Source organism: Streptomyces aurantiacus JA 4570 (assembly GCF_000414115.1).
GTDB lineage: Bacteria > Actinomycetota > Actinomycetes > Streptomycetales > Streptomycetaceae > Streptomyces > Streptomyces aurantiacus_A.
Genome location: NZ_AOPZ01000529.1, coordinates 1 through 22,215 on the forward strand (window position 1 = coordinate 1; position 22,215 = coordinate 22,215).

Genomic DNA, 22,215 nt, shown 5'->3' on the forward strand with positions numbered 1-22,215 from the left:
GGGACTGGGGAATGCCCCGCCAGGGAACTACCTGCTCAGCGCCCCGAACCTCCGCACGGCCAGCGGCAGGAACAGGCCCACGAGCATGAGGGGCCACACCACCGCGAGGAGCCCCGCGTGCTCCGCCGCCCAGGACGTGCCGGTCACCCCGGGATCATTGCCGAACAGATCCCGCACCGCCGTACCCGTCGCCGACATCGGGTTCCACTCGACCGCCGCCCCCAGCCAGTCCGGCATGTTCTGCGGGACGGTGAAGGCGTTGGAGAGGAAGCCGACCGGCCAGACGAGGATCTGCACGGCCATCACCAGCTCGGGCTTGCCCACGACCATCGCCAAGTAGATGCCGATCCACAGCATGGCGAACCGCAGCAGCATCAGCAGGCCCATGGCCCCCAGCACCCCGGCGGGCGACCCGTGCCAGCGCCAGCCGATCACGAGGCCGACGCCCATCATGACGACGAGGGAGGCGAAGGACTGGAGCATGTCCGCCACCGAACGGCCCACCAGGACGGCCCCGTTGGTCATCGGCATGGCCCGGAAGCGGTCCACGACGCCCTTGTTGAGGTCGGTGGTGACCGCGACCATCGTGGCGTCCAGGCCGAACACCATGGTCAGCGCGAACATGCCGGGCACCAGGAACTCGGCGTAGTCGCCCTCGATGCCCTTGCCGCCGCCGATGAGGTAGTTGAACATCAGCAGCATCATCACGGGGAAGGCGAGCCCCACGAAGACCTGCACCGGCTGCCGCGCCCAGTGGGCGAGCTCGCGCCGCGTCATCGTCCAGGAGTCGGTGACCGCCCAGCCGATCCGCGAGCCGCCCGCCCCGGCCGCGGCCACCGCCATGGGCGTACCGCCAGTCGTCGTACTCACACGGCCTCCTTCATGCGGTCCTGGTCGTCCGTACGCCCCGTCAGGCGCAGGAACACCTCGTCGAGGGTCGGCCTGCGCACCGCGATGTCCTCCGCCTCGATGCCTTCGTCCTGGAGCGCCCGCACGACCCGGGTGAGGGCCCCCATGCGGTCGCCCACGGGCGCGCTGGCCAGGCGCCGGTCGGCGTCGACCGTCACGTCGTCGTGGGCCCCGTCGGCGCCCGGCAGCAGCCGTGCCGCGCGCACCAGTTGGGCCCCGTCGCGCACCACGACGTCGATGCGGTCGCCGCCGAGCCTCGCCTTCAGGTCGTCCGCGGTGCCCTCCGCGATGACCCTGCCGTGGTCGATCAGGGAGATGCGGTCGGCCAACTGGTCGGCCTCCTCCAGGTATTGCGTGGTCAGGAGCACCGTCGTGCCGCCGCCGACCAGGGAGCGCACCGCGTCCCACACCTCGGCGCGGCCGCGCGGGTCCAGGCCCGTGGTCGGCTCGTCCAGGAACAGCACCGCCGGTTCCGTGATCAGCGACGCCGCGAGGTCCAGACGGCGCCGCATGCCGCCGCTGTACTGCTTGACCGCCTTGCGGCCGGTGTCGGCCAGACCGAAGCGGTCCAGGAGCTCACCGGCCCGCACGCGCGCGTGGCGCGCGCCCAGGTGGTAGAGCCTGCCGAACATCTCCAGGTTCTGCCATCCGCTCAGCTCCTCGTCGACCGCGGCGTGCTGGCCGAGCAGGCCGATGCGGCGGCGCACCTCGCCCGCCTGCCGCCCCGCGTCGTGCCCGGCGATCTCCACGCGCCCCTCGTCCGCCCGGAGCAGCGTGGCCATGATCCGCACCGCCGTGGTCTTGCCCGCGCCGTTCGGCCCGAGCACGCCGTGCACCGTGCCCCGCGCGGCCACCAGGTCGAGCCCGTCCAGGGCCCGCTTCTCGCCATACCGCTTCCGTACGCCTTCGACGACGATCGCGTCCGTCATCCGTCTCCCTCCGGATCACCTAGTCAAGCTTGACTAGGTGGACGAAGGTAACCCCGGGAGGCGACTTAGTCAAACTTGATTAATAGAGGTGCGCGGTGACCTGCGGGTTGCCCGCGGAACGGTCAGCGCTCGTCTCCGGGATGCCTCTCCGCCGTCGCGAACGGGTTCTCCTCGCCCTCCGCGAGGACCGCCACGAACGGCTCCCCCTCGCCGGCGAAGGTGTACGCGCCGTTCTCGATCCGCTCGATCAGGCCCTCGGTCCACTCCGCGCCCGCGTCGGCCGACGTCACCCAGAGATTCATGATCTCGCCGATGTGGCCGAGCTGCCCGGGGCCGTCCTCCGGCGTGTAGTACTCCGTGACGGAGTGGCGCCAGCTCTCCAGGGCGCGCATCCGCTCCTTCAGAAGCGCGACGACCTCCTCGCGCGGCAGGTCGACCATGAAGCCGACCCCCGCCGAGAGCACGTCGGACTGCTGGTCGTGCGCGACGGTGGTCAGGGCGGCGCGGAGAAGGGCCCGGAACTCCTCCGTGCCCTTCTCCGTGATCTCGTACTCGGTGCGCGGCGGGCCGCCCGCGACGGACGGCGCCGTCTCGTGCTCCACCAGCAGGCCCTGCTTCGCCATCTGCTTCAGGGCGTGGTAGATCGAGCCCGGCTTGGCCTTGGACCACTCGTGGGCGCCCCAGTACTCCAGGTCGTTGCGCACCTGGTAGCCGTGAGCCCGCCCGTGCTGACGGACGGCCCCCAGGACCAAGAGCCGGATCGCCGACATTCACCGCACCTCTCCGAGACAGCCACTCAACTTTGACTAGCGTATCCCTGGGCCATCGCGACCAGCTCGAAGGCCGTCCTGCCGTCCAGGGACTCCCGGATGATGTCGGCGTGCCCCGCGTGCCGGCCGATCTCCTCGATCAGGTGCAGCATCAGCCAGCGCATCGACACCGCGCCGTCGTCGGGGAACCACGGCTGGTCCGGCAGCGGGAAGGTGTCGTCGAGGCTCGGCACCGCGCGGAGGAACGCCTCGGTCTCGGCGGCCACCTGGTCCCAGAAGGCGAGCACGTCGGCGAGCGTCTCGCCCTCGACGAGGCGGAAGCTGTCGGCCCAGGTCGCCTCGGTCCGCTGCCGCTCGTTGGGCCGCTGCTGGGCCAGGCGCAGCCAGTTCAGCTCGGTCTCGGCCACGTGCTTGACGAGTCCGCCGAGGGACAGCTCGCTGGCGCTCGGCCGGGCCGACGCCTGTGCGTCGCTCAGGCCGAGCACCGAGCGGCGGATACCGCCGCGCTGGGCCTCGACGAAGGCGATCAGTGCGCCGCGCTCGTCGCCGGGGGTTTCCGCGTTGACGTGGGTGACCATGGCGTCCGCCTCTCTTCGCCCCGTAGGGCCGCCGGGCTTTCCGACACCACAGACGCTACGGACCCTTGCGGACAGGTACTGTCCGCAAGGGTCCGCGACCTACGAGAAACCACGACCTACGAGGAAAACGGGAAGCCCGGGGAGTCAGAACGGGAAGCGCGAGCGTCCGTACTGCACCGAGATCCACTTGTGCGTGGTGAACGCCTCGATCGTCGCGTCGCCGTTGAGGCGCCCGATGCCCGAGTGCTTCTCGCCGCCGAACGGCACGATCGGCTCGTCGTGCACCGTGCCGTCGTTGATGTGGATCATGCCGCTCCTGATGCGCTGTGCGAGCCGGACACCGCGCTCGGTGTCGCCGGTGTGGACGGCGCCGCTCAGGCCGTACGGAGTGTCGTTGGCGATGCGGACGGCCTCGTCCTCGCCGTCGAAGGGCAGCAGAAGCGCGACCGGGCCGAAGATCTCCTGGCGCAGCACGGGAGAGTCGTCGGGCAGGTCGGTGAGGACGGAGGGGCTGACCACGTTGCCCTCGGTGCGGCCGTGCAGCAGGGCCTTGGCGCCCGCCTGGACGGTCTGCGCGACGAGCGACGAAACCCCGTCCGCCTGCGAGGAGTTGATGAGCGGACCGATGTGCGTCTCCGGGTCCGCCGGGTCGCCGACCTTCAGGGACTTGACCTTGGCGACGAACTTCTCGGTGAACTCGGCCTCCACGGCGCGGTCCACGAGGATGCGGTTCGCGGCCATGCAGACCTGGCCCTGGTGCACGAAGCGGCTGAAGACGGCGGCGTCGACGGCGTAGTCCACGTCGGCGTCGTCGAGGACGATCAGGGCGCTGTTGCCGCCGAGTTCGAGGACGCAGCGCTTGAAGTTCTGCGCGCAGACCGTGGCGACGTGGCGGCCGACGGCGTCCGATCCCGTGAAGGAGATGACGCCCGGCACCGGGTGCTCGATCAGCGCGTCGCCGATCTCCGCGATGTCCGTGATGACGACGTTCAGGACGCCCGGCGGGAGGCCGGCGTCCTCGAAGATCTTCGCGAGCAGGCCCCCGCCGAGCACCGGGGCGTTCTGGTGCGGCTTCAGGACGACGGCGTTGCCGAGCGCGATCGCGGGGGCCACCGACTTGATCGAGAGCAGGAAGGGGAAGTTGAACGGGCTGATGACGCCGACGACGCCCACCGGCAGGCGGTAGAGGCGGTTCTCCTTGGTGTCGTCGGGCGAGGGGAGTATGCGGCCCTGCGGGGCGAGGGCGAGGTGTATCGCCTCGCGCAGGAACTCCTTGGCGAGGTGGAGTTCGAAACCGGCCTTGACGAGCGTGCCGCCGAGCTCCGCGACGATCGCCTCGGTGATCTCGGCCTCACGGTCCTCGATGATCCGCAGGACCCGCTCGAAGATCGCGCGCCGGGCATAGGGGTTGGTCGCGCCCCATGCCTCCTGTGCGCGCTGCGCCGCCCGATACGCCTGGTCCACCTCGTCCGCGGTGGCGACGGTGATCGACGCCAGCTTCTCCCCGTTGTACGGATTGAAGTCGATGATGTCCCAGGAACCGGAGCCGGCCTTCCACTCACCGTCGATGTACTGGTGAGCCAGATCGGTGAAGAAGGACATGACGCGAGACCCCTTGCCGCAGAAGTGCAGACACCTGATTTCACGTCATCCTACTGACGATTCAGGTCAGTTGGAGTAGACCACGCAGAAGGTCACGACTGTCGGCCGGATTCGGACAGTCCTGCTGCAACTCGGCCATCGCACCCTCGTACTGGGCGACTTCTTCGCGCTTGTCCAGATAAAGGGCGCCGGTGAGCTGCTCCAGGTAGACGACGTCGGAGAGATCGGACTCGGGGAAGCTGAGCATCGTGAACGCGCCGGACTCGCCCGCGTGTCCGCCGAAGGTGAACGGCATGACCTGCAGCGTCACATTGGGGCGCTCGGAGATGTCGATGAGATGCTGGATCTGACCGCGCATCACCTCCCGGTCGCCGTACGGACGGCGCAGCGCGGCCTCGTCCAGGACGCACTGGAACTTCGGGGCACGCTCGGACACGAGCAGCTTCTGGCGCTCCAGGCGCAGGGCCACCCGGCGGTCCACATCGGCCCGGTTGAGCCGCCCGCCACGGCCGGACTTGCCGGTTCCGCCGGGCTTGCCTGCGGCGGCGGCCTTCATGCCGCGCTCCACGACCGCGTGGGCGTACGCCTCGGTCTGCAGCAGCCCGTTGATGAACTGGACCTCATAGACACGGATCAGAGAGGCGGCACCCTCCAGACCGATATATGTCTGGAACCAACCGGGCAGAACGTCCGAGTAACTGTGCCACCAGCCCGTCAGGTTGGCCTCCTTGGCGAGCGAGAGCAGCGCGTTGCGCTCTGCCTCGTCCATGACGCCGTAGAGCGTCAGGAGGTCCTCGACGTCCCTCGACTTGAAGCTCACCCGTCCCAACTCCATGCGGCTGATCTTCGATTCGGAAGCGCGGATCGAGTAGCCGGCCGCCTCACGGGTGATGCCCCGCGACTCCCTCAGGCGCCTCAGTTGCGAGCCCAGCAGAATGCGCCGTACCACCGAGCCGCTCGACTCCCCAGCGGTCACTTCGCTCAGTCCTCCCCAAGGTGTGAGACCCGCAGTCTGCCATTAAACGCTTCAGGCCGTACTCGTTCGGTTACGGAAACGGAAAGCCTCCGGAAGGTCTGCACAAGAAGTCGTAGGAAGAAATGGGCTAGAAGCAGCCTAGGAACGGTCAAGTCCGGCGCGTGCACGTGCATCTGCCCTTGCATCTGCTGTACGCATTCGGAACCATGGTCCGCGCGTCACTGCAGCGCCATCGCTGTGCCGCCCGGCTGTACCGACCGCGCCACCGCACGATCGCTTTGTACCGCGAACCGCGAAAACCGGGGAGTGCCTCGCATGGGGACGAATGGATCGACCATGCTCGAGCCGTTACGGCAGGGCCTTCCTCCGCTCGACCCCTCCGCGGTCTCCAGTGCGGCCTCCTGCGCTCTTCCCGCCCGGTACGAAGCCGTCGGCAGCGCACGGCAGTTCACTCGCAAGACGCTGGTGACGTGGGAGCTGGAGGAACGCTTCGACGACATCGCGCTCGTCGTCTCCGAACTCGTCACCAACGCCCTGCGGCACGCCCTGCCCGCGGACACCCCGCGCGCCGTTTGTCCGGTCGGCGGTACTGAGGACGCGCCCGTGCGGCTGCACATGATGCGCTGGACCTCGCGCCTGGTGTGCGCGGTACGGGACCCCAGCGACGAGAGCCCGGTCGCGCGCGAGGAGGCGGAGGACGACTTCTCCGCGGAGTCGGGCCGCGGTCTCTTCCTGGTGGACTCGTTCAGCGACGGCTGGGGCTGGCACCCGCTGGCGGGCGCGCTGAACGGCAAGGTGGTGTGGGCGCTGTTCCAGCTGGCCTAGGCCGCGTGGCCCGCCGGTCCCTGGAGACCGGCGGCCAGGGGAACAGCTCCGCCCCGCTTCCCTCTCTCAACGGCTCGGCGCGGTCAGTCGCCGATCAGCCGCCGATCAGCCGATCAGGTCGTCGAACTCGCCGTCCTTCATGCCGAGCAGCATGCACTCGATCTCGGCGCGCGTATAGACGAGCGCGGGTCCGTCGGGAAACCGCGAGTTGCGGACCGCGACGTCTCCGCCCGGAAGTTTCGCGAACTCCACGCAGGCGCCTTGCGAGTTGCTGTGCCTGCTCTTCTGCCAGACCACCCCGTGAAGATCCGTGGCCGCCATGCCGTTGAACACGTGGTGCACAGGTCGCTCCCCGGTGGTGCCGTGGCTGTTGTTGTAGCCGTCAACTGTCCCGGATCATAGCCGTGTTCATGTGCCGATGCATGGGCAGATGCACGTGCACGCGCCGTGGTGAGCTGGTTACAGCCCCTCCCGCCGCTTCCCCAATGCCCGCATGACATGCGAACGACAGCCCCCGTCCATCTGCTCCGGCGGTGCTCCGCGCCTTGTCCGCCCCGGGTTGTCCGGATCGAATACCTCGTGCACTTAGGCAGACGCAGGGAGAAGCGTTCTGGCTCCTTTTTGGCCGAAGACGCAACACCGCCGCCGTGCGACGTTCACTCCCGTGCCTGCACCCTACTTCCCGGTAACGGGCGGGAGGGCGGGAGGTGCCGTCGCGCGGCGGCGGTGCGGTGCGGTGCGTTGCGGTGTCCCGGCGGTCTCAGCGGTCTCAGCGGTCTCAGCGGGACGCGACCGGAAGGAGACCCATCTCGCGGGCGTTCTTGATGGCCTTGGCCAGTTGGCGCTGCTGCTGGGAGCTCACACGCGTGACCCTGCGGCTGCGGATCTTGCCGCGGTCGGAGATGAACTTCCGCAGCAGGTCGGTGTCCTTGTAGTCGATGTACGTGATGCCCGCGACATCCAGCGGATTGGGGCGGGACTTGAGCGGCTTGCCGCGGTCGGAGCGGCGCGCGGACGAGGACGAGGGGCGGGACGGGGACAACGTCAGACCTCCAGGAGAGCGTCGAAGGCAGGGGGCAGGGTCTTCCAGGCGGCGCGCCCGGCGGCGTACTCCTCGTCCGTGAGCAGGCAGGACTCCAGGACCTGGGCGAGCCCGTCGCGGTCGAGGCCGGGCGAGGTGAAGACGAGGTGCTGGCAGCAGTCCCCGTGCTCGGGATGCCAGTCGAGCGCGGCGGCGGCCCGGCGCACCGGCGGGACCATCTCCCAGGCGGCGTCCGGCAGCGAGGCCAGCCACGGCCCCGCGTTCTCCACGCACAGCGCGCCGCCCGCCGCGTCCCACGCGAGCAGCGTGTCGGGCCGGTCGGCGAGCCAGAAGCGGCCGCGGCTGCGGGCGGCGGCGCAGGTCAGGTCCTCCAGGGCGGCGTACAGACGCTCCGGGTGGAAGGGCCGCTCGCGGTGCCACACGAACGTACTCACACCGCTGTCGTCGGCCTCGGCGGGCAGCAGCGCGCACGCCGGGTGCTGCGCCGCGGCCGCCGCCTCCACGTCGAAGCCGCCGAGCGCGGCGCCCGCCAGGTCACCGTGGCCGATCAGAACCTGGCGGGCTGTCGGATGGAGCTGCGCGAGCAGCGCCCGGTCCTCGGCATCGGCGTCCTCGGACTCCAGCACGGCGAGCACCGGCGGGTATTCGAGCTGGCGCGCCCAGGTGTCGGCGACGGTGCGCTGGTCGGAGGCGGCCGCGGCGAGCCCGGCCTCCATCAGGTCGTCGCCGTTGGCGAGGTAGGGAAGCAGCAGGCTCGGGTCGACGGCGGTGATGACGCCGCTCAGGCGCAGCGCGTCCGAGCCGTGCCCGGCGATGACCTCGGCCATCGCCTTCGGCTCGACGGAGTCCCAGAGCTCGACGACCGCGAGCCGGGTGAGCCCGCCCTCGGCGAGCCGCTCCAGCTCGGGCACCAGATCCTCGCGCAGCGCGCAGCAGGCGCAGTCGTTGACCAGCGGCGCCTCGCCGGTGGAGAGCACTCCCCCGGCGTCGCGCACGGTCCGGGTGACCGTGCCGTGCGCGGCGGTCGACAGGTCGTGGTGCAGCGCGACGCTGCCCGGCACCGTGGCGAGGAGCCGGGCGACGGCGGCGGCGCGGGCGTCGGCGTGCAGGCCCGCGACGACGGCGACGTCCATGCGGCCGGCCGCCGGCTCCGGTCGGCCGCCGTCGGCGTGGGCGCCCATCAGCGTCCGCCGCCGTAACGCCGCTCGAAGCGCTCGACGCGGCCCGCGGTGTCGAGGACGCGCTGCTGCCCCGTGTAGAAGGGGTGGCTCGCGGAGGAGACCTCCACGTCGATGACGGGGTAGGTGTTGCCGTCCTCCCAGTCGATCGTCTTGTCGCTGGTCGCCGTCGAGCGGGTGAGGAAGGCGAAGTCCGCGGCCTTGTCGCGGAAGACGACGGGGCCGTACGGCGGGTGGATTCCGGGTCGCATGGGGATCAGCGCTCCTCTCGGAAGTCGACGTGCCGACCGGCCACCGGGTCGTACTTGCGCAGGGTCAGGCGGTCGGGGTTGTTACGGCGGTTCTTGCGGGTCACGTAGGTGTAGCCGGTTCCGGCGGTGGACCGGAGCTTGATGACCGGGCGGAGTTCGTTGCGAGCCATGAGGGCTAGTATATGAAAATGAATCCCGTTTCCAAATGGGCGGGAGCGAAACCGAGCGAGAGGTGCGTCACCATGTCCGCCCACTGCCAGCTCACCGGCGCGAAGCCGGGGTTCGGCAACAACATCTCCCATTCGCACCGGCGCACGCCGCGCCGCTTCGACCCCAACATCCAGCGCAAGCGGTACTGGCTGCCGAGCGAGGGCCGGTACGTACGCCTGCGGCTGAGCGCCAAGGGGATCAAGACCGTCGACGCGATCGGCGTCGAGGCCGCCGTGGCCAGGATCCGTGCGCGCGGGGTGAAGGTCTGATGGCCAAGCAGAGCAAGATCGCGAAGAACGAGAAGCGCCGCGTGATCGTCGCGCGGTACGCCGCGCGCCGGGCCGAGCTGAAGGAGATCATCCGGCGGCCGTCCACGCCCGACGCCGAACGGCTCGCCGCCCAGCGGGAATTGGCCCGCCAGCCCCGCGACGCCAGCGCGACGCGGGTGCGCAACCGGGACAGCGTGGACGGGCGTCCGCGCGGGTACGTCGGCACGTTCGGCCTGTCCAGGGTGCGTCTTCGTGAGCAGGCGCACGCGGGATTCCTGCCCGGGGTCCGCAAGTCCTCCTGGTAGCTTGGCGCGCGATTCAGTGGGCCGCGGCCCACTGGAACGAACGCTCCATTTGGCTAAACGCGGCTCCACATAGGGGGACTTCAGTGCGTACTCGTGTCCGTAATGTCCGCAGCGTGACGATCGGCGCCGCGGTGGCCTCGCTGGCCGCCGCGCTTGTCCTGACCGGTTGCAGCAGTGACGGCGATGACAACGGGGACAAGGGCAAGGACAAGGGCGCGGCGGACGGCGCGGCGAAGACGCCCGGCTCCGGCGGCTCCGACGACGCGGGCTCGGGCGACGAGGGCGCGACCGGCGGCAGCCTGGAGGGCAGCTGGGTCACCACCACCGGTGGCAAGCCGGTCGCGCTCGTGATCACCGGCAAGCGGGCGACGCTGGTCGGCGAGCACGTGTGCAACGGCACCGCCGACGCGCAGACGCTGAAGCTCAAGTGCGCCGACGGGGACATGGACCGCACCGACGGGCGGGTCGAGTCCGTCGACGGCAAGACGCTGAAGGTCGCCTGGCAGGGCTTCGGGAAGGACGAGTTCCTGAAGACGAAGAACGGGAAGCTGCCGGAGGGGCTGCCTACGGCGGACATTCCGCAGTCCTGACGTCTGCCGCAGTTCTGAGGCTGCGTTCCGTCAGCGGGTCGTGGGGCCTTTCTGGTCCTGCGGCCCGTTCGGCTTTTTCCGTACGTTGCTTTCGGAGCCGTCCACCAGCATCGGCGGGGGCGCCGTGTCCAGGGCGTCGGAGAGGTCGTCCAGTGCCTTGCGGAGCAGGGTGCCGCCGCGGCGTACGACGCGGTCGGGAGTGTCGCCGGACTCCCAGGTGTCCAGGGCCTCGTGGACCGGGTCCCAGCGGGGGACGCGGCGTTCGCGTACGGCCTTCGCGCCCTGCTCGGTGGCGGTGCGCAGGGCGTCCGCGAGGCGGGCCGCGGCGGGGACGGGAGGTGTGCCCCGGTCCGGGACGTGGGCCTCCAGGAGCATCGCCACGCGGCCCGCCTGGGCCAGGGCCTGTTCGGCGTCGGCGGCCGCGGCGCGGGAGAGGCCGCGGTGGCGTACGGGTTCGTGCTCGGCCCGTTCGACCGCCTCCTGCCAGGCGGCGCGGGCGTCGCGTGCGGCGAGGAGCGCCTCGCGGACGTCCGGGCAGTTCTTGCCCCCGGGGTCCGCGTAGTGGCCGACGACCGCCGCGGCGTAACGGCCGGACGCCGTCAGCCAGTCGGCGAGGCGGGTGCGCAGGCGCGGGGTCTCCCAGGCGGGGTACAGGGCGTACGCCGTCATGGCGAGGATGCCGCCGATGAGCGTCAGGACGACGCGTTCCGGGACCGTCTGGGTCCACTGTTCGCCGCCCATGCCCAGGAGGAAGACGACGTACGCGGCGACGCATGCCTGGGCGGCGATCTGGCCCGTGCGCATCAGGAGGTACATCAGGCCCGCGCTCGCCACCGCGAGGGTGCCCGACAGGTAGGTGTCCGGCTGCGCGAGTCTGACCACCGCCGTGGCCAGGGCCACGCCCACGAGCGTGCCGCCGAAGCGGGCGACCGCGCGGGCGTATGTCTGGGAGAAGTCGGGGCGCATGACCATGACCGAGGCCATGGGGGCCCAGTAGCCGTGGCCCAGGGGGAGGTAGTGGCCCACGGCGTAGCTCGCGGTGGCGACGGTGGTGACCCTTACGGCGTGGCGGGTCACCGCCGAGCGGTGCCTCAGCTCGGCGCGCATGGCCCTTGCGGCCGCGGGGACCAGTGCGGTGAGCCCTGGTCGGACCAGGTTGCCGCCTGTCGTCGTGGCGCCGTTGGCCTGGGCCTTCTTTGGGTCGGGGGCCGGGCCTGCTCCGGGAGTCGGGCCTGGTCCTCCCGCCACCTCCACCACGTCCCGCAGGAGTGTGCCCAGGCGGCGGGCCGCCCTGTGGGGCGGGCCCGTGAGGATCGCTGCCGTGTCCGGGGTGCGGAACGTCGACGCCGCTGCCGCGGGGAGGTCCACGGGGCGGCCGTGGCGGATCGCTCGGGCGGCCGCGTCCAGGACGGCGCCCGCCGCGCCGAGGAGTTCGCGGACGCGGTCGCGTTCGGGGCCCTCCGCCGGGACGCCCAGCGCCGGGTCGGCGAGCGAGGCGAGGACGGGGCGGATGCGTTCGGCGAGGCCGCGGGCGCCGTGGAGTTCGGCGGGGCGGGTGCGGGCCTGGCGCGGGGTGATGTGGGCGGCGGCGCGGGCCGTCATCAGCGGGGCCGGGTCGAACGGCGCGACGGGGTCGTGGCGCAGACGGCGCGCGTAGTCCGCCTCGGCGGCCAGGGCGTCGGCGAGGGCGTCGCGGTGGGCGCCCCAGCGGCGTACCGGGAAGACGATCACCAGGGCCGCCTGGATGGCGCCGCCCGCGACCATCATCGCGGCGTGCCCGGCCGCGGCGGCGACGGACGTGGGCAGGGTGATCGTGACGAGCATGATCGCCACGTTGGAGGTGGCGATGAGGCCGATGGTCGGGCCCGCCGCCCAGCTCAGGCCCGCGAGGAAGGTCCACAGGGCGAGCAGGGCGAGGAAGAGGAGGAGATGGCTGCCGGTGAGGTAGCCGAGGAAGGTGGAGAGCGCGAGGCTCGTGCCGGAGGCGATGGCCAGTTCGGGCCGGGGGCGCCAGCTCCGCTGGAACGTGGCGATGGCCGCCTGGAAGGCGCCGAAGGCGGAACTCGCCGCGGCCGCGGGGCCGAACAGGGTGAGGCTGAGGCCGATCACCAGCGCCAGGCCCGCCGCCCCGCGCAGCGCGACCAGCGGCTCCAGCCGCCGCCGTTCCACGGCGAGACCGGAGCGCGCCGTCTGCTTCAGGGCTCGCCACCAGGTCACTCCGGCGATGATACGGGGCATATGGGGCAGATTGGCCGGGCGGGGTGGGGGCTGGGCGTTCGGCTTTCCGCCCGGTGGGGGCTGGGCGTTCCGGTATGTCCCCTCCGGTCGGTTCGGCGGCTACCCGCCGGTGGGGGTTGCGGGTTCGGCCCGCTTCGCGCGTACCGCGGTCAAGTACTCCTCGATCGCGTCGCGGTTGCGGGTCAGGCACTGCACGCGTTGGGTCATGCGGTCGCGTTCTTGTTCCAGGGTGGCCAGCATCTCGGGGGTGGCGTCCGGGAAGTGGATGGCGCGGGGCTTGTCCAGGCAGGGCAGGATCTGCTTGATGATGCGGGTGGGCAGGCCCGCGTCCAGGAGGCCGCGGACCTGGAGGACGCGGTCCACCGTCGCGGCGTCGTAGTCGCGGTAGCCGTTCGGGGTCCGGTCGGCGACGATCAGGCCCTGTTCCTCGTAGTAGCGCAGCAGCCTGCGGGGAGTGTTGGTGCGGTCCGCCAGTTCTCCGATGCGCATGGTTTCACCCCGTTGCTTCACACGTGTGTGAAGGTTAGCGCTCCAGTGGTGGCGCGTGGGCCACCCGGGCCCTGTCCGCGGCCGCCGCGCCCTGCGCCCAGCCCTCACCGTCGCGGGCGCCGCGCACCCGGGGGTCGGTGACCGCGACGTCCCGGGCCGCCAGGACCGGGAGCAGGGCGCCGTCGTCGGCATCGGTGTGCGTGACGGGGGCCGCGGCGGCTTCGAGGCGGGCGCCGAGGCGTTGGGCGTACGCCATCAGGAATGCCTGCCGGAACGCCTTCGTGCGCTTGCGGCCGCCCGCGCGCTGCCCCGCCTCGGCCTTGGTCATCGCGGCCGTGCCCTGCACGAGGAGGGAGGTGTGGAGGAGTTCCACCACCTCCAGGTCGGGTTCGAAGCCCACGACCGTGGAGAAGGAGTACGCCTCGTTCCAGACGGCGCGGCAGCGGTTCGCGCCGGCGACGGCGTCCAGGAGGATCGCCTTGGCCGTCTCGTACGGAGCGTCGACCCCGATACGGCAGGCGCCGGGCGCGTCCTTCGCGTGCGTGCGCGCGGCGAGCAGCGCCTCGTCGACGCTGTGCCGGGCCATCAGCTCCTGCGCCTTGGCGGTCAGCGCCTCCGCCTCCTCCGGGTAACCGGTCGCCTCGGCCTTGGCGAGCAGGGCGCGGATGCGGGTGAGGGCGCGGGGCTCGTCGCCGGGGTGGGGCGGGGGTACGTGCAGGGGGGTGCCGGGGGCCGGGGCGACAGGCTCGATCGGGGGCAGGCGCAGCAGCAGGCGGTAGAGGGCCAGTACGGCCGTGGCGTGGGCGAAGCGGTCGGGGGCCCGCCAGGGCGCGTGCTCGTCCAGGGCGGCGAGCTGGGCGGGCCAGCGGGCGGGCAGCCGGTCGGGGGCGTAGCGGCGGGTCTCGGCGCGGACGAGGGCGGCGGCGAGGCGTACGTGGGGGTCGTCGAGTTCGCGGCGGACCAGGCGCAGGACGTCGGCGGGCTGCCAGCCGCGTTCCCACGCGCGGCGTATCAACTCCTCGCCGCGCGCGGCGAGTTCGGCGTCGGCGGTGGGGTCGGCGGCCAGTAGGGACGCGCCGGTGTCGAGGCCGTCGTCCGCGTGCCCGGCCTGCGCGTCTCCCCCGTACAGCGCCGCCGCGAAGGCCCTGTCGATCACCGATTCCATACCCCTAAGGGTAGGGCCGGCCCTACCTTCGACCGGCCCGCTGGTGGTCGTGAGCGCGGGGCCCCGGCGCGGTTGGCTCGACTCATGATTCTCGCGTCGCTACGGGCCCGGTGGGCCGGATTCCTTGGTGCCTTCGTGGCCGTCTCCCTCGGGGTGGCGCTGACCGCCGCGATGGGGGTGGGCCTCGCGGCGAGCCTGGACCCGCCGGTGCGGGAGCCGGAGCGGTTCGCCGGGTCGCCGGTGGTGGTGGCGGGGCGGGACGCGCTCACGGTGCCGGTGCGGCGCGGGCCGGAGATCCGGCACGTGTCGAAGAAGCTCGCTCATCCACACCCTGTGGACAGAGAGCTGCTGCGCGCGCTCGGCCGCCTGGGGCAGATCCGTACAGACCGTAAGCCATCGGACCGTACGCCACCGGACGCCGTGGGTGTGGCCGCGCCGGTCGGCGCCGTGCGCGCCGCGGTCGCCGCGTCCGGCAGCGGGGCGCGGGTGCTCACCGGCGACGACCGGCGCCTGGTCGACCCCGCCACCGAGCGGGACGCGCGGGCCCTGGTGGCCGTGAACTCCTTCCTGGGCACGGCGGGCGGGGTCGCCGCGTTCGTGTCGGCGTTCGTGACCGCGTCGACGTTCGCGTTCGTGGTGGCGCTGCGGCGGCGGGAGATCGGCCTGCTGCGGGCGGCCGGGGCGAGCCGGGGGCAGGTGCGGCGGTGGCTGCTCGGGGAGGCGCTGGCCGTGGGCTCGATGGCCTCGGCGGCCGGGTGCGCGGGCGGGGCGTGGGCGGCGCCGGTCCTCGCGGGGGCGCTGGTCGACGCGGGGGTGGCGCCGCCGTGGTTCACGGTCGCCGACGGGTTCTCCTGGACCTGGTGGCCGTACCAGCTCGCCTTCTGGACGGGTCTTGTCGTGGCCGTCGCCGGGGCGTGGAGTGCGGTGTGGCGGGCGGGGCGGGTGAGTCCGGTGGAGGCGCTGCGGGACGCTTCGCTGGATGTGGGGGTGCTGCCGCCGGCGCGGCGGGTCGTGGGGAGTCTGCTTCTGGCGGGCGGGCTCGGGCTGCTGGCGTGGACGCTGTGGTCGGAGCCCGCGGATCTGCTGAAGCGCAAGACGTATACGACGCAGCCGATGGTGCTGGCGACGGGGGTCGCTGCGCTGGCGCCCGTTCTGGTGCGGTACGTGAAGCTGCCGCTTCGGCGGCCTCGGGTGCGGGCAGGGCGTGGCGGCCCAGCCGCCCACAGGGTGAGCAGTCTCTTCCGGATCGCTCGGGCCAACGTCGGCGGGTCCGTGCGGCGGACCGCCGCCGTGGCCTCGCCCGTGCTCGTCACCGTCGCGCTCGCCGGGTGTCTGTTCGGGTCGGCCGCGACCGTCGGCGGGGCGAAGGCCGCGGAGGCGAGGGCGCGTACCGGTGCTCAACTCGTCGTCACCGGGGACGACTTGCGGCCGGTCGGCGGGCCCGTGCCGGGCGCGACCGTCGCCGCGTCCGGCGCCACCGCCGTCTTCGTACGCGAGGACGACGGCACCGCGCTCGTCCGCACCGAGGCCCGCGCGGTGCCGGACCCCGGGGCGTTCGCGGCGGTGACGCGGCTGCCCGTGGTCGCCGGTGACGTACGCCGCCTCGACGACCGTTCGATCGTCGTCAACGAGGAGTGGGAGCGGCACCGGGTCGGCGAGCGGGTGGACGTGTGGCTCGGCGACGGGCGCCGGGCGCGGCTGCGGATCGCGGCGGTGCTCGCGCGCGGCACGGGCGACAACGGGGCGTACGTGACGGCCCGCAACGCCCCGTCCGCCCCGCTCGACCGCGTGGACGTGACCCTGCGGGACGGCGCCGACCGCGCGGCCGTGGCGGCGGCGCTGCGGGCGGCGACCGGCGGCCAGGTGCGGCCCGCCGGGGAGTGGCTGGGCCGGGGAGTGGCTGGCCGCCGAGTACCCGCCCGGCATGAAGCACCAGACGCGCCTCGGGCTGCTCATGCTGCTCGCGATCTGCCTCGCGTACACGGCGATCTCGCTGCTGAGCACGCAGCTCATGACGGCGCCGGTGCGGGCGCCGGAACTGCGCTCGCTGCGGCTCGTGGGGGCGACCCCGGGACAGATACGGCTCGTGGTCGCCGCCGAGGCGGCCCTCGCGGTGGGGGTGGGCACGGTGCTGGGCCTCGCGGTGACGCTGGTCGGCCTCGGCGGCCTGAGCGCGGCGCTGGCGAGCCTGTCGGCACCGGCGGGGGTGGTGGTGCCGTGGGGGGTGATGGGGGCTTGCGTGGCGGTGTGCGCGGTGGTGGCCGTGGGGGGCGGGGTGTTGGGGGTGCGGCGGGGGCCGGGGGTGGTGGGCTACGGGGGTGGTGGGCTAGGTGTGTGGGCGGAGGCGGGGGGGCCAGGTACGCGGGCGGGCGCCCCGGAGCCTGGATGGCTAGGAGTCGCCGCCCTCGTCGATCAGGCGGCGGACCTCGCGGTCGATGAGGCCGAGGCGGGCCTCCGCCACCAGGGGGACGGCGCGGCGTTGGCGGCGGGCCTCGTGGACGTCGATGTCGACCGTGACCAGGCCCGGTTCCCACTTCGGCGCCTGCGCGACCACCGTGCCGCGCGGGTCCACGACCCGCGAACCGCCCCAGAACGTCGCCCCGTTCTCGTTGCCGACGCGGTTCACGAAGACGACCCAGCACTGGAGCATGCGGGCCGTATAGGAGAGGAGAGTGTCCCAGTACAAGCCGGTGTCCATCGCCTCCGGGTCGAGGCTCGCGGCGCTGTTGGTCGGCACGACGATCACCTCCGCGCCGTCCTGCACCGCCAGCCACGGCAGCACCGGCTGCCAGGCGTCGTTGCAGACGAGGGTGGCGGCGCGGCCGTGGTTGCCGGGCAGGTCGTAGGCGCGCAGGTGCTGGCCGGGGCTGACGTGCTTGCGCTCCTCCCAGGCGAGGTAGTTCGGCAGGTACAGCTTGCGGTGGGCGTGCAGGAGGCCGCCGCCGGAGTAGTAGGCCGACGTGTTGTAGGCGCGCAGGCTGGTGTGCTCGTGCAGGCCGACCAGGACGTCCGGGCCGTGCAGGGAGAGGGCGAGGAGGCGGGGGTCGTCGGCGGCCAGGGACGTGTCCCTGCGCAGGGCGCCCAGGTGGTAGCCGTGCAGGCTCAGTTCCGGGAACACGACCAGGTCGGCGCCCTGGGCTGCCGCCTGGGCCGCCTGTTCGCGGGCGACGTCGAGGTTCTCCTCGACCTCTCCCAGTACGCAGTCCGTCTGCGCCAGCGCTACTCGCATGGGGTGAGCCTCGCAGGGGGTGTGGGCAGCGGCATGTCGGGAGGGGCCGGGTGGGCCGTGGGCCCTGCCGGGGGCTCCCCCAACCCCGCCCCTTCCCGTAACCAGGGGGCTCCGCGCCGCTTCGCGGCTCGTCCTCAAACGCCGGACGGGCTAAGAATTCCCGGGCCGTTGGGGCCTGCGATCGCGCCCAGCTGGGCCAGGCCGGCCAGGACGTCCGTGCACGTCCAGTACTCGGCGAACCTGCCGCCGGACACCCGCAGGATGTCGTGGCCGCTGAAGGAGACGGCGGTGCCGACCGGGGCCGTGGCGTCGGGGAGGCCGCCCGTGTAGCGGGCGCGGAGGGTCCAGCGGGCCGCGACGAGGTCGCCGTCCACGATCGGGCCGACGTCGACGGTGAGGGTGATGTCGCCGAACACCGCCATCGTCTGCTCGATCTCGGGGAGCAGCCGGGCGGGGCCCCGGGTCGCGCCCGAGTCGGTGCCGTCCGGGCGGGCCTGGTGGACGACGAAGTCGGGGTCGAGGATGTCGTCGGCGTGGCGGAAGTCGCCGCGCCACAGGTCGCACCAGCGGTCGTACAGCTCGTACGAGTCCTGGTGGTCGCGCGGCAGAGTGGTGGGCGGAGTGCTGCTCACGATGCTCCTCAGGTAGAGTGTGCGTCACACAATCTCTGCGTGACGCAGGTAATTGAACGGAGAGCGCCGAGCCGTGTCAAACGGGAATCCGAATCGCACGGAGCTGCTCGCGGCCGTCACCGTGGCCGCGCGGCGGCAGCACGCCGCGTACACGCTGTTCAACCAGGCCATGGCCGACCGGCTCGGGCTGCACCCGACGGACCTGCAGTGCGTGAGCCTGCTCGGCCTCGAACCCGAGCCCCTCACCACCGGCGAGATCGCCAGGCTCACCGGCCTGACCTCGGGCTCGGCCACCCGCCTCGTGGACCGCCTGCTGCGGGCGGGCCTGGTCGAGCGCCACCCCGACCCGCACGACCGCCGCCGGACCCGCATCTCCCTCACGGCGGACCGCGCCCCGGACCTCACGGCGGCCTGGGACGAGCCCGGCACGGCGTTCGCGGCGGCGCTCGCCGAATTCACGGAGGAGGAACTGGGGGCGGTGGAGCGGTATTTGCTGCGCACGACGGAGGTGGGAGCGGAACAGGCGGAACGCCTGCGTGCGCGGGCAGACGACCGGCGGTGAGCCGCGTGCGACAGCAACGGGCGGGAGGGTGGGAGACCCGTCGCGGAGCGGCGGGGGCGGAGGGCGCCGATGCTGCGGGGCGTTGTCAGTGGGGGGTGGCATCGTCGGGGGTATGGACGGCGGTGAGCGGTGGGTGGTGGCCGAGGTGGACGGGGGCGCGGCCCTCGTCGTGCCGGTGGGAGAGGACGGGCGCGCGACAGGGGACGTGCGCCGCGAGGCGGATGTTGTCGCGGCGGTGCGGAACCACCCCGAGGTGACCCGCTGGGTCTGGCGCTCCACGGCCGACGTGTACCCACGACTGCTCAGCGGCGGCGCACACGTCGAGCGTTGCTACGACATCGAGGCCGCCGAGAACCTCCTGCTCGGCCACGAGGGCCGCCACGGCGAACCCCGCTCCGCGGCCGCCGCCCACGCCCGCCTGCACCGAAGACCCGTCCCGCCCGACCCCCCGCCCCGCGCGGCCGAACCCGGCTCCCAGGACTCCCTCTTCGACCCGGCCCCGGCCACCCCCCTCCCCCTCGAAGCCCTCCTGGAGGTGTACGCGGACCAGCTCCGCCGCCACGACGCCACCGCGCACCCCGGCCGCATGCGCCTGCTCACCGCGGCCGAGTCGGCGGGCATGCTCGTGGCCGCCGAGATGAACGCGGCGGGCCTGCCCTGGCGTGGCGACGTACACAAGGAGGTGCTGCGCGAACTCCTCGGCGAGCGCTACGGCGGCAGCGGCGAGCCCCGGCGCCTTGCCGAGCTCGCGGACGAGGTCTCCGCCGCGTTCGGCCACCGCGTCCGCCCCGACCTGCCCGCCGATGTGGTCAAGGCGTTCGCCCGCGCGGGCATCCGGATCAAGTCCACGCGGAAGTGGGAGCTGGAGGAGATCGACCACCCGGCGGTCAAGCCCCTCCTCCAGTACAAGACGCTGTACCGCATCTGGACCGCCCACGGCTGGTCCTGGCTCCAGGACTGGGTGCGCGACGGCCGCTTCCGCCCGGAGTACACGCCGGGCGGCACCGTCTCCGGCCGCTGGACCACCAACGGCGGCGGCGCCCTGCAGATCCCGAAGGTCATCCGGCGCGCGGTGGTCGCCGACCCCGGCTGGCGCCTGGTCGTCGCCGACGCCGACCAGATGGAGCCGCGCGTACTCGCCGCGATCTCCCGCGACCGCGGCCTGATGGACGTGGCGGGCAGCGAGGAGGACCTCTACACCCGCCTCTCCGACCGCGCCTTCGCCGGCGACCGCGAGCACGCCAAGCTGGCGCTGCTCGGCGCGGTGTACGGCCAGACGTCCGGCGACGGCCTGAAGAACCTGGCGGCGCTGCGCCGCCGCTTCCCGCTGGCCGTCGCGTACGTCGACGACGCGGCGAAGGCCGGCGAGGAGGGCCGTCTCGTACGGACCTGGCTCGGGCGGACCAGTCCCCCGGCGGTGGGGGCCGGGGACGACGACGAGGCGGGCATCCCGCAGGAGCAGCCGGGGGCCGAACCCGCCTCCCCGGACGGGGAGTTCACGCCCGGTTACGCCTCCACCAACAGCCGCGCCCGTGGCCGCTTCACCCGCAACTTCGTCGTGCAGGGCAGCGCCGCCGACTGGGCGCTGCTGATGCTCGCCGCGCTGCGCAGGGCGACCGCCGGGATGCGGGCCGAGCTGGTGTTCTTCCAGCACGACGAGGTGATCGTGCACTGCCCAAAGGAGGAGGCGGAGGCCGTCGCGGCGGCGGTGCGGGAGGCCGGGGAGCTGGCGGGACGGATCGCGTTCGGCGAGACGCCGGTGCGGTTTCCGTTCACGGTGGCCGTGGTGGAGTGCTATGCGGACGCTAAATAGAGCGTTCGTTACAGAGCGAGAGCAGGTCGTTGAGCTCGGCGACGACCTTGGCGCCCGCGCCGTCCAGGGATTCGAGGGCGGCGAGGGCCGCCTCCCATTGGGCGTACGCCTCCCGGGTGCGCCCCTGGGCGTGCAGGAGCAGGCCGTGCTGGTGGCGGGCGAGGCCGGCCATGTGGGTGTCGCCGCGGTGTTCGGCGCGCTCAAGGAGCAGGGCGCACTCGCGGGCGGCCTCCGGGTGGCGGGCCAGTTCGCGCAGGGCGCGGACCAGGCCGAGGCGGGACTGGGACTCGCCGTGCCAGTCCTCGTACTCGCCGTGCAGGCGCAGGCTCTCCTCGAAGTGGGCGAGGGCGGCGGCGGGTTCGCCGAGGGTGAGGCGCGCGTAGCCGATGTTGCAGTGGGCGGACTGGCGGACCACGAGGTGGCCGATGCCTTCGCCGATGGCGAGGCTGCGTTCGTGGTGGGCGATGGCGGCGCGGGCGTCGGTGTGTTCGTAGAGGTTGCCGAGGTGGCTGAAGGTGATGGCCTCGCTGAGCGGGTCGTCGAGGGTGCGGGCCAGGGCGAGGGACTGGCGGAGCGCCTCGGCGGACTCGGCGTGCCGCCCGAGGCCCTCCAGGAGGAGGCCCCGGTGGTTCAGGCCCCTGCGGACGCAGGACGTCTCACCGAGGTCGCGCCAGAGGGCGAGGGCCTCGTCGTTCAGGGCCAGCGCTTCGCCGGCGCGGCCTGCCATGAAGCGGTGGCCCGCGAGATCGGTGAGGGCCTGGGCGGTGGCGCGCCGGTCGCCCGCGCGACGGGCGCCGTCCACGGCGAGTTCGCCGAGCCGCGCCAACTCGGTGAGCCTGCCCCTCCGCTGGAGGTAGGGGAAGAGATTGCGTACGAGGGCGGGCACGAGGCCGGTGTCGTCGTAGGGCTGGCGCTCGGTGAGCGTGACGATGTTGACGAGTTCCTGGTCGGCCCAGGTGAAGGCTTGGTCGATGGTGCTGAACGGAGGCGAGGCTGAAACTGTCTCGCTACGGCAGGAATCCAGCCCGTCCGGCGTTTGAGGACGAGCCGCGGCGTTTGAGGACGAGCCGCGAAGCGGCGACAAGGGGGGCAAGGGGGCGCAGCCCCCATCCGATCCCGCCGGTCCTGCCCCTCCGGCATGATCGCGAGGAGGGCCAGGCGGGCGGAGCACACGTACCAGGCCAGAGCCTCGCGATCGGCCGACTCCGCGTCGGGGCCGGCGTGTTCGCGGGCGAATTCGCGGACAAGGTCGTGGGGGGCGTAACGCCGGTACGCGGTCTCGTCGAGAAGGGCGACGTCGACGAGCCGGTCCAGCGCGGCCTGGGTGCGGCGAAGGGGCAGCCGGAGCAGCTGGGCGAGGAGCGGGGCGCCGTACTCCGGCAGGTCGAGGGCGCCGATGACGCCCAGGGCGCGGGCGGCGTCACGGTCGAGCTCCCGGCCGGAGGCACGCAGCGCTTCGAGGGCGACGTCCAGGGAGCGGCGGACGCTCAAGTCGTCGTGTTCCAGGTGGTGGAGGCGGTCGCCGCAGTCGGTGAGGAGGCCCGCGAGGGCATCCGGGGTGAGGGCGCGGCGGGCGGCGAGGCGGGCGGCGACGATGCGCAGCGCGAGCGGCAGCCGGCCCGCGAGCGCGACCAGCGCGTGGGCGGCGTCGAG

The 22,215-nt window shown here is 72.7% G+C and carries 24 protein-coding genes and 2 pseudogenes; 9 read left to right on the forward strand and 17 right to left on the reverse strand.

Annotation, left to right across the window (positions count from 1 at the left end; translation table 11 throughout):
* Nucleotides 1–27 precede the first annotated feature (27 nt).
* The 6 genes from STRAU_RS37195 to STRAU_RS37220 form a co-directional block, all read right to left on the reverse strand.
* The gene (locus STRAU_RS37195) at nt 28–843 is read right to left on the reverse strand and encodes an ABC transporter permease (protein WP_016645548.1); all 816 of its coding nucleotides are present in this window, start codon (nt 841–843) and stop codon (nt 28–30) included.
* Between the two features lie 23 nt (nt 844–866).
* Entirely contained in the window at nt 867–1,838 is a 972-nt protein-coding gene (locus STRAU_RS37200) for a daunorubicin resistance protein DrrA family ABC transporter ATP-binding protein (protein ID WP_016645549.1), read from the reverse strand.
* 122 nt (nt 1,839–1,960) lie between these two features.
* Nucleotides 1,961–2,608, reverse strand: coding sequence for a PadR family transcriptional regulator (locus STRAU_RS37205; protein ID WP_016645550.1), 648 nt, complete (start codon nt 2,606–2,608; stop codon nt 1,961–1,963).
* Between the two features lie 26 nt (nt 2,609–2,634).
* Nucleotides 2,635–3,186, reverse strand: coding sequence for a DinB family protein (locus STRAU_RS37210; protein ID WP_016645551.1), 552 nt, complete (start codon nt 3,184–3,186; stop codon nt 2,635–2,637).
* Between the two features lie 144 nt (nt 3,187–3,330).
* Nucleotides 3,331–4,788, reverse strand: coding sequence for an aldehyde dehydrogenase family protein (locus STRAU_RS37215; protein WP_016645552.1), 1,458 nt, complete (start codon nt 4,786–4,788; stop codon nt 3,331–3,333).
* A 61-nt stretch (nt 4,789–4,849) separates the two neighbouring features.
* The gene (locus STRAU_RS37220) at nt 4,850–5,764 is read right to left on the reverse strand and encodes a helix-turn-helix domain-containing protein (RefSeq protein WP_037664494.1); all 915 of its coding nucleotides are present in this window, start codon (nt 5,762–5,764) and stop codon (nt 4,850–4,852) included.
* Nucleotides 5,765–6,079: 315 nt separating this feature from the next.
* Here STRAU_RS37220 and STRAU_RS37225 point away from each other — a divergent pair, with 315 nt between their 5' ends.
* The gene (locus tag STRAU_RS37225; RefSeq protein WP_078621741.1) at nt 6,080–6,589 is read left to right on the forward strand and encodes an ATP-binding protein; all 510 of its coding nucleotides are present in this window, start codon (nt 6,080–6,082) and stop codon (nt 6,587–6,589) included.
* A gap of 105 nt (nt 6,590–6,694) precedes the next feature.
* On the opposite strand, the gene STRAU_RS37230 is transcribed toward STRAU_RS37225, so the two are convergent.
* From STRAU_RS37230 to rpmG, 5 genes are all read right to left on the reverse strand, one after another.
* Complete coding sequence (locus STRAU_RS37230; protein ID WP_016645555.1) at nt 6,695–6,931, reverse strand: DUF397 domain-containing protein; 237 nt, start codon at nt 6,929–6,931, stop codon at nt 6,695–6,697.
* A gap of 436 nt (nt 6,932–7,367) precedes the next feature.
* Complete coding sequence (rpsR, locus tag STRAU_RS37235) at nt 7,368–7,631, reverse strand: 30S ribosomal protein S18 (RefSeq protein WP_016645556.1); 264 nt, start codon at nt 7,629–7,631, stop codon at nt 7,368–7,370.
* A gap of 2 nt (nt 7,632–7,633) precedes the next feature.
* A complete protein-coding gene (locus STRAU_RS37240; RefSeq protein WP_016645557.1) occupies nt 7,634–8,812 on the reverse strand; it encodes a CobW family GTP-binding protein in 1,179 nt (392 codons plus the stop codon).
* Nucleotides 8,812–9,060 (reverse strand): type B 50S ribosomal protein L31, encoded by a 249-nt coding sequence (locus tag STRAU_RS37245; RefSeq protein ID WP_016645558.1) that lies wholly within the window; start codon nt 9,058–9,060, stop codon nt 8,812–8,814. The genes STRAU_RS37240 and STRAU_RS37245 overlap by 1 nt, the downstream gene beginning before the upstream one ends.
* 5 nt (nt 9,061–9,065) lie before the next feature.
* Nucleotides 9,066–9,230 carry a 50S ribosomal protein L33 gene (gene rpmG / locus STRAU_RS37250; protein WP_016645560.1) on the reverse strand — a complete coding sequence of 55 codons (165 nt, stop codon included), beginning with the start codon at nt 9,228–9,230 and terminating at the stop codon, nt 9,066–9,068.
* A gap of 72 nt (nt 9,231–9,302) precedes the next feature.
* Between rpmG and rpmB the strand changes: the two genes are divergently transcribed.
* The 3 genes from rpmB to STRAU_RS37265 all read left to right on the forward strand — a co-directional run bounded on the left by rpmB (nt 9,303) and on the right by STRAU_RS37265 (nt 10,434).
* The gene (rpmB, locus tag STRAU_RS37255) at nt 9,303–9,539 is read left to right on the forward strand and encodes a 50S ribosomal protein L28 (protein WP_016645559.1); all 237 of its coding nucleotides are present in this window, start codon (nt 9,303–9,305) and stop codon (nt 9,537–9,539) included.
* The gene (rpsN, locus tag STRAU_RS37260) at nt 9,539–9,844 is read left to right on the forward strand and encodes a 30S ribosomal protein S14 (RefSeq protein WP_016645561.1); all 306 of its coding nucleotides are present in this window, start codon (nt 9,539–9,541) and stop codon (nt 9,842–9,844) included. The genes rpmB and rpsN overlap by 1 nt, the downstream gene beginning before the upstream one ends.
* A 113-nt stretch (nt 9,845–9,957) precedes the next feature.
* On the forward strand, nt 9,958–10,434 hold the full coding sequence (locus STRAU_RS37265) for a hypothetical protein (RefSeq protein ID WP_016645562.1): 477 nt from the start codon (nt 9,958–9,960) through the stop codon (nt 10,432–10,434).
* Nucleotides 10,435–10,464: 30 nt separating this feature from the next.
* Here STRAU_RS37265 and STRAU_RS37270 read toward each other — a convergent pair whose 3' ends face one another.
* The 3 genes from STRAU_RS37270 to STRAU_RS37280 form a co-directional block, all read right to left on the reverse strand.
* Nucleotides 10,465–12,651, reverse strand: a complete 2,187-nt coding sequence (locus tag STRAU_RS37270) for an FUSC family protein (RefSeq protein WP_016645563.1) — start codon at nt 12,649–12,651, stop codon at nt 10,465–10,467.
* A gap of 120 nt (nt 12,652–12,771) precedes the next feature.
* Nucleotides 12,772–13,161 (reverse strand): MerR family transcriptional regulator, encoded by a 390-nt coding sequence (locus tag STRAU_RS37275; RefSeq protein WP_016645564.1) that lies wholly within the window; start codon nt 13,159–13,161, stop codon nt 12,772–12,774.
* A 34-nt stretch (nt 13,162–13,195) separates the two neighbouring features.
* Nucleotides 13,196–14,326 carry a DUF2786 domain-containing protein gene (locus STRAU_RS37280; protein WP_016645565.1) on the reverse strand — a complete coding sequence of 377 codons (1,131 nt, stop codon included), beginning with the start codon at nt 14,324–14,326 and terminating at the stop codon, nt 13,196–13,198.
* 171 nt (nt 14,327–14,497) lie between these two features.
* Here STRAU_RS37280 and STRAU_RS44325 point away from each other — a divergent pair.
* Nucleotides 14,498–15,217, forward strand: a pseudogene (locus STRAU_RS44325) (FtsX-like permease family protein); the annotation flags it as partial.
* Nucleotides 15,218–16,337: 1,120 nt separating this feature from the next.
* Nucleotides 16,338–16,559, forward strand: a pseudogene (locus tag STRAU_RS44600) (FtsX-like permease family protein); the annotation flags it as partial.
* Between the two features lie 156 nt (nt 16,560–16,715).
* Here STRAU_RS44600 and STRAU_RS37290 read toward each other — a convergent pair.
* Together STRAU_RS37290 and STRAU_RS37295 are read right to left on the reverse strand one after the other, a co-directional pair.
* Entirely contained in the window at nt 16,716–17,555 is an 840-nt protein-coding gene (locus tag STRAU_RS37290; RefSeq protein WP_016645567.1) for a nitrilase-related carbon-nitrogen hydrolase, read from the reverse strand.
* Between the two features lie 134 nt (nt 17,556–17,689).
* Nucleotides 17,690–18,187, reverse strand: coding sequence for an ester cyclase (locus tag STRAU_RS37295; protein WP_016645568.1), 498 nt, complete (start codon nt 18,185–18,187; stop codon nt 17,690–17,692).
* 73 nt (nt 18,188–18,260) lie between these two features.
* On the opposite strand from STRAU_RS37295, the gene STRAU_RS37300 reads away from it, so the two are divergent.
* Together STRAU_RS37300 and STRAU_RS37305 are read left to right on the forward strand one after the other, a co-directional pair.
* Complete coding sequence (locus STRAU_RS37300; RefSeq protein WP_016645569.1) at nt 18,261–18,749, forward strand: MarR family winged helix-turn-helix transcriptional regulator; 489 nt, start codon at nt 18,261–18,263, stop codon at nt 18,747–18,749.
* Nucleotides 18,750–18,861: 112 nt separating this feature from the next.
* Nucleotides 18,862–20,562 carry a bifunctional 3'-5' exonuclease/DNA polymerase gene (locus tag STRAU_RS37305; protein WP_016645570.1) on the forward strand — a complete coding sequence of 567 codons (1,701 nt, stop codon included), beginning with the start codon at nt 18,862–18,864 and terminating at the stop codon, nt 20,560–20,562.
* Here STRAU_RS37305 and STRAU_RS44330 read toward each other — a convergent pair.
* Nucleotides 20,555–21,646 (reverse strand): tetratricopeptide repeat protein, encoded by a 1,092-nt coding sequence (locus tag STRAU_RS44330; protein WP_016645571.1) that lies wholly within the window; start codon nt 21,644–21,646, stop codon nt 20,555–20,557. The two genes, STRAU_RS37305 and STRAU_RS44330, sit on opposite strands and share 8 nt — an antisense overlap.
* Before the next feature lie 167 nt (nt 21,647–21,813).
* Between STRAU_RS44330 and STRAU_RS44870 the strand changes: the two genes are divergently transcribed.
* Nucleotides 21,814–22,215 (forward strand): hypothetical protein (locus STRAU_RS44870; protein WP_203227509.1); only part of this gene is annotated, 402 nt, incomplete at its 3' end.

Bases quoted from the DNA above. Each gene is read 5' to 3' on its own strand.
- STRAU_RS37200 (WP_016645549.1), bottom strand. From the start codon at position 1,838: ATGACGGACGCGATCGTCGTCGAAGGCGTACGGAAGCGGTATGGCGAG.
- rpsN (WP_016645561.1), top strand. From the start codon at position 9,539: ATGGCCAAGCAGAGCAAGATCGCGAAGAACGAGAAGCGCCGCGTGATC.
- rpmB (WP_016645559.1), top strand. From the start codon at position 9,303: ATGTCCGCCCACTGCCAGCTCACCGGCGCGAAGCCGGGGTTCGGCAAC.
- STRAU_RS37280 (WP_016645565.1), bottom strand. From the start codon at position 14,326: ATGGAATCGGTGATCGACAGGGCCTTCGCGGCGGCGCTGTACGGGGGA.
- STRAU_RS37205 (WP_016645550.1), bottom strand. From the start codon at position 2,608: ATGTCGGCGATCCGGCTCTTGGTCCTGGGGGCCGTCCGTCAGCACGGG.
- STRAU_RS37215 (WP_016645552.1), bottom strand. From the start codon at position 4,788: ATGTCCTTCTTCACCGATCTGGCTCACCAGTACATCGACGGTGAGTGG.
- rpmG (WP_016645560.1), bottom strand. From the start codon at position 9,230: ATGGCTCGCAACGAACTCCGCCCGGTCATCAAGCTCCGGTCCACCGCC.
- STRAU_RS37290 (WP_016645567.1), bottom strand. From the start codon at position 17,555: ATGCGAGTAGCGCTGGCGCAGACGGACTGCGTACTGGGAGAGGTCGAG.
- STRAU_RS37240 (WP_016645557.1), bottom strand. From the start codon at position 8,812: ATGGGCGCCCACGCCGACGGCGGCCGACCGGAGCCGGCGGCCGGCCGC.
- STRAU_RS37305 (WP_016645570.1), top strand. From the start codon at position 18,862: ATGGACGGCGGTGAGCGGTGGGTGGTGGCCGAGGTGGACGGGGGCGCG.
- STRAU_RS37275 (WP_016645564.1), bottom strand. From the start codon at position 13,161: ATGCGCATCGGAGAACTGGCGGACCGCACCAACACTCCCCGCAGGCTG.
- STRAU_RS37245 (WP_016645558.1), bottom strand. From the start codon at position 9,060: ATGCGACCCGGAATCCACCCGCCGTACGGCCCCGTCGTCTTCCGCGAC.
- STRAU_RS37210 (WP_016645551.1), bottom strand. From the start codon at position 3,186: ATGGTCACCCACGTCAACGCGGAAACCCCCGGCGACGAGCGCGGCGCA.
- STRAU_RS37225 (WP_078621741.1), top strand. From the start codon at position 6,080: ATGGGGACGAATGGATCGACCATGCTCGAGCCGTTACGGCAGGGCCTT.
- STRAU_RS37195 (WP_016645548.1), bottom strand. From the start codon at position 843: ATGGCGGTGGCCGCGGCCGGGGCGGGCGGCTCGCGGATCGGCTGGGCG.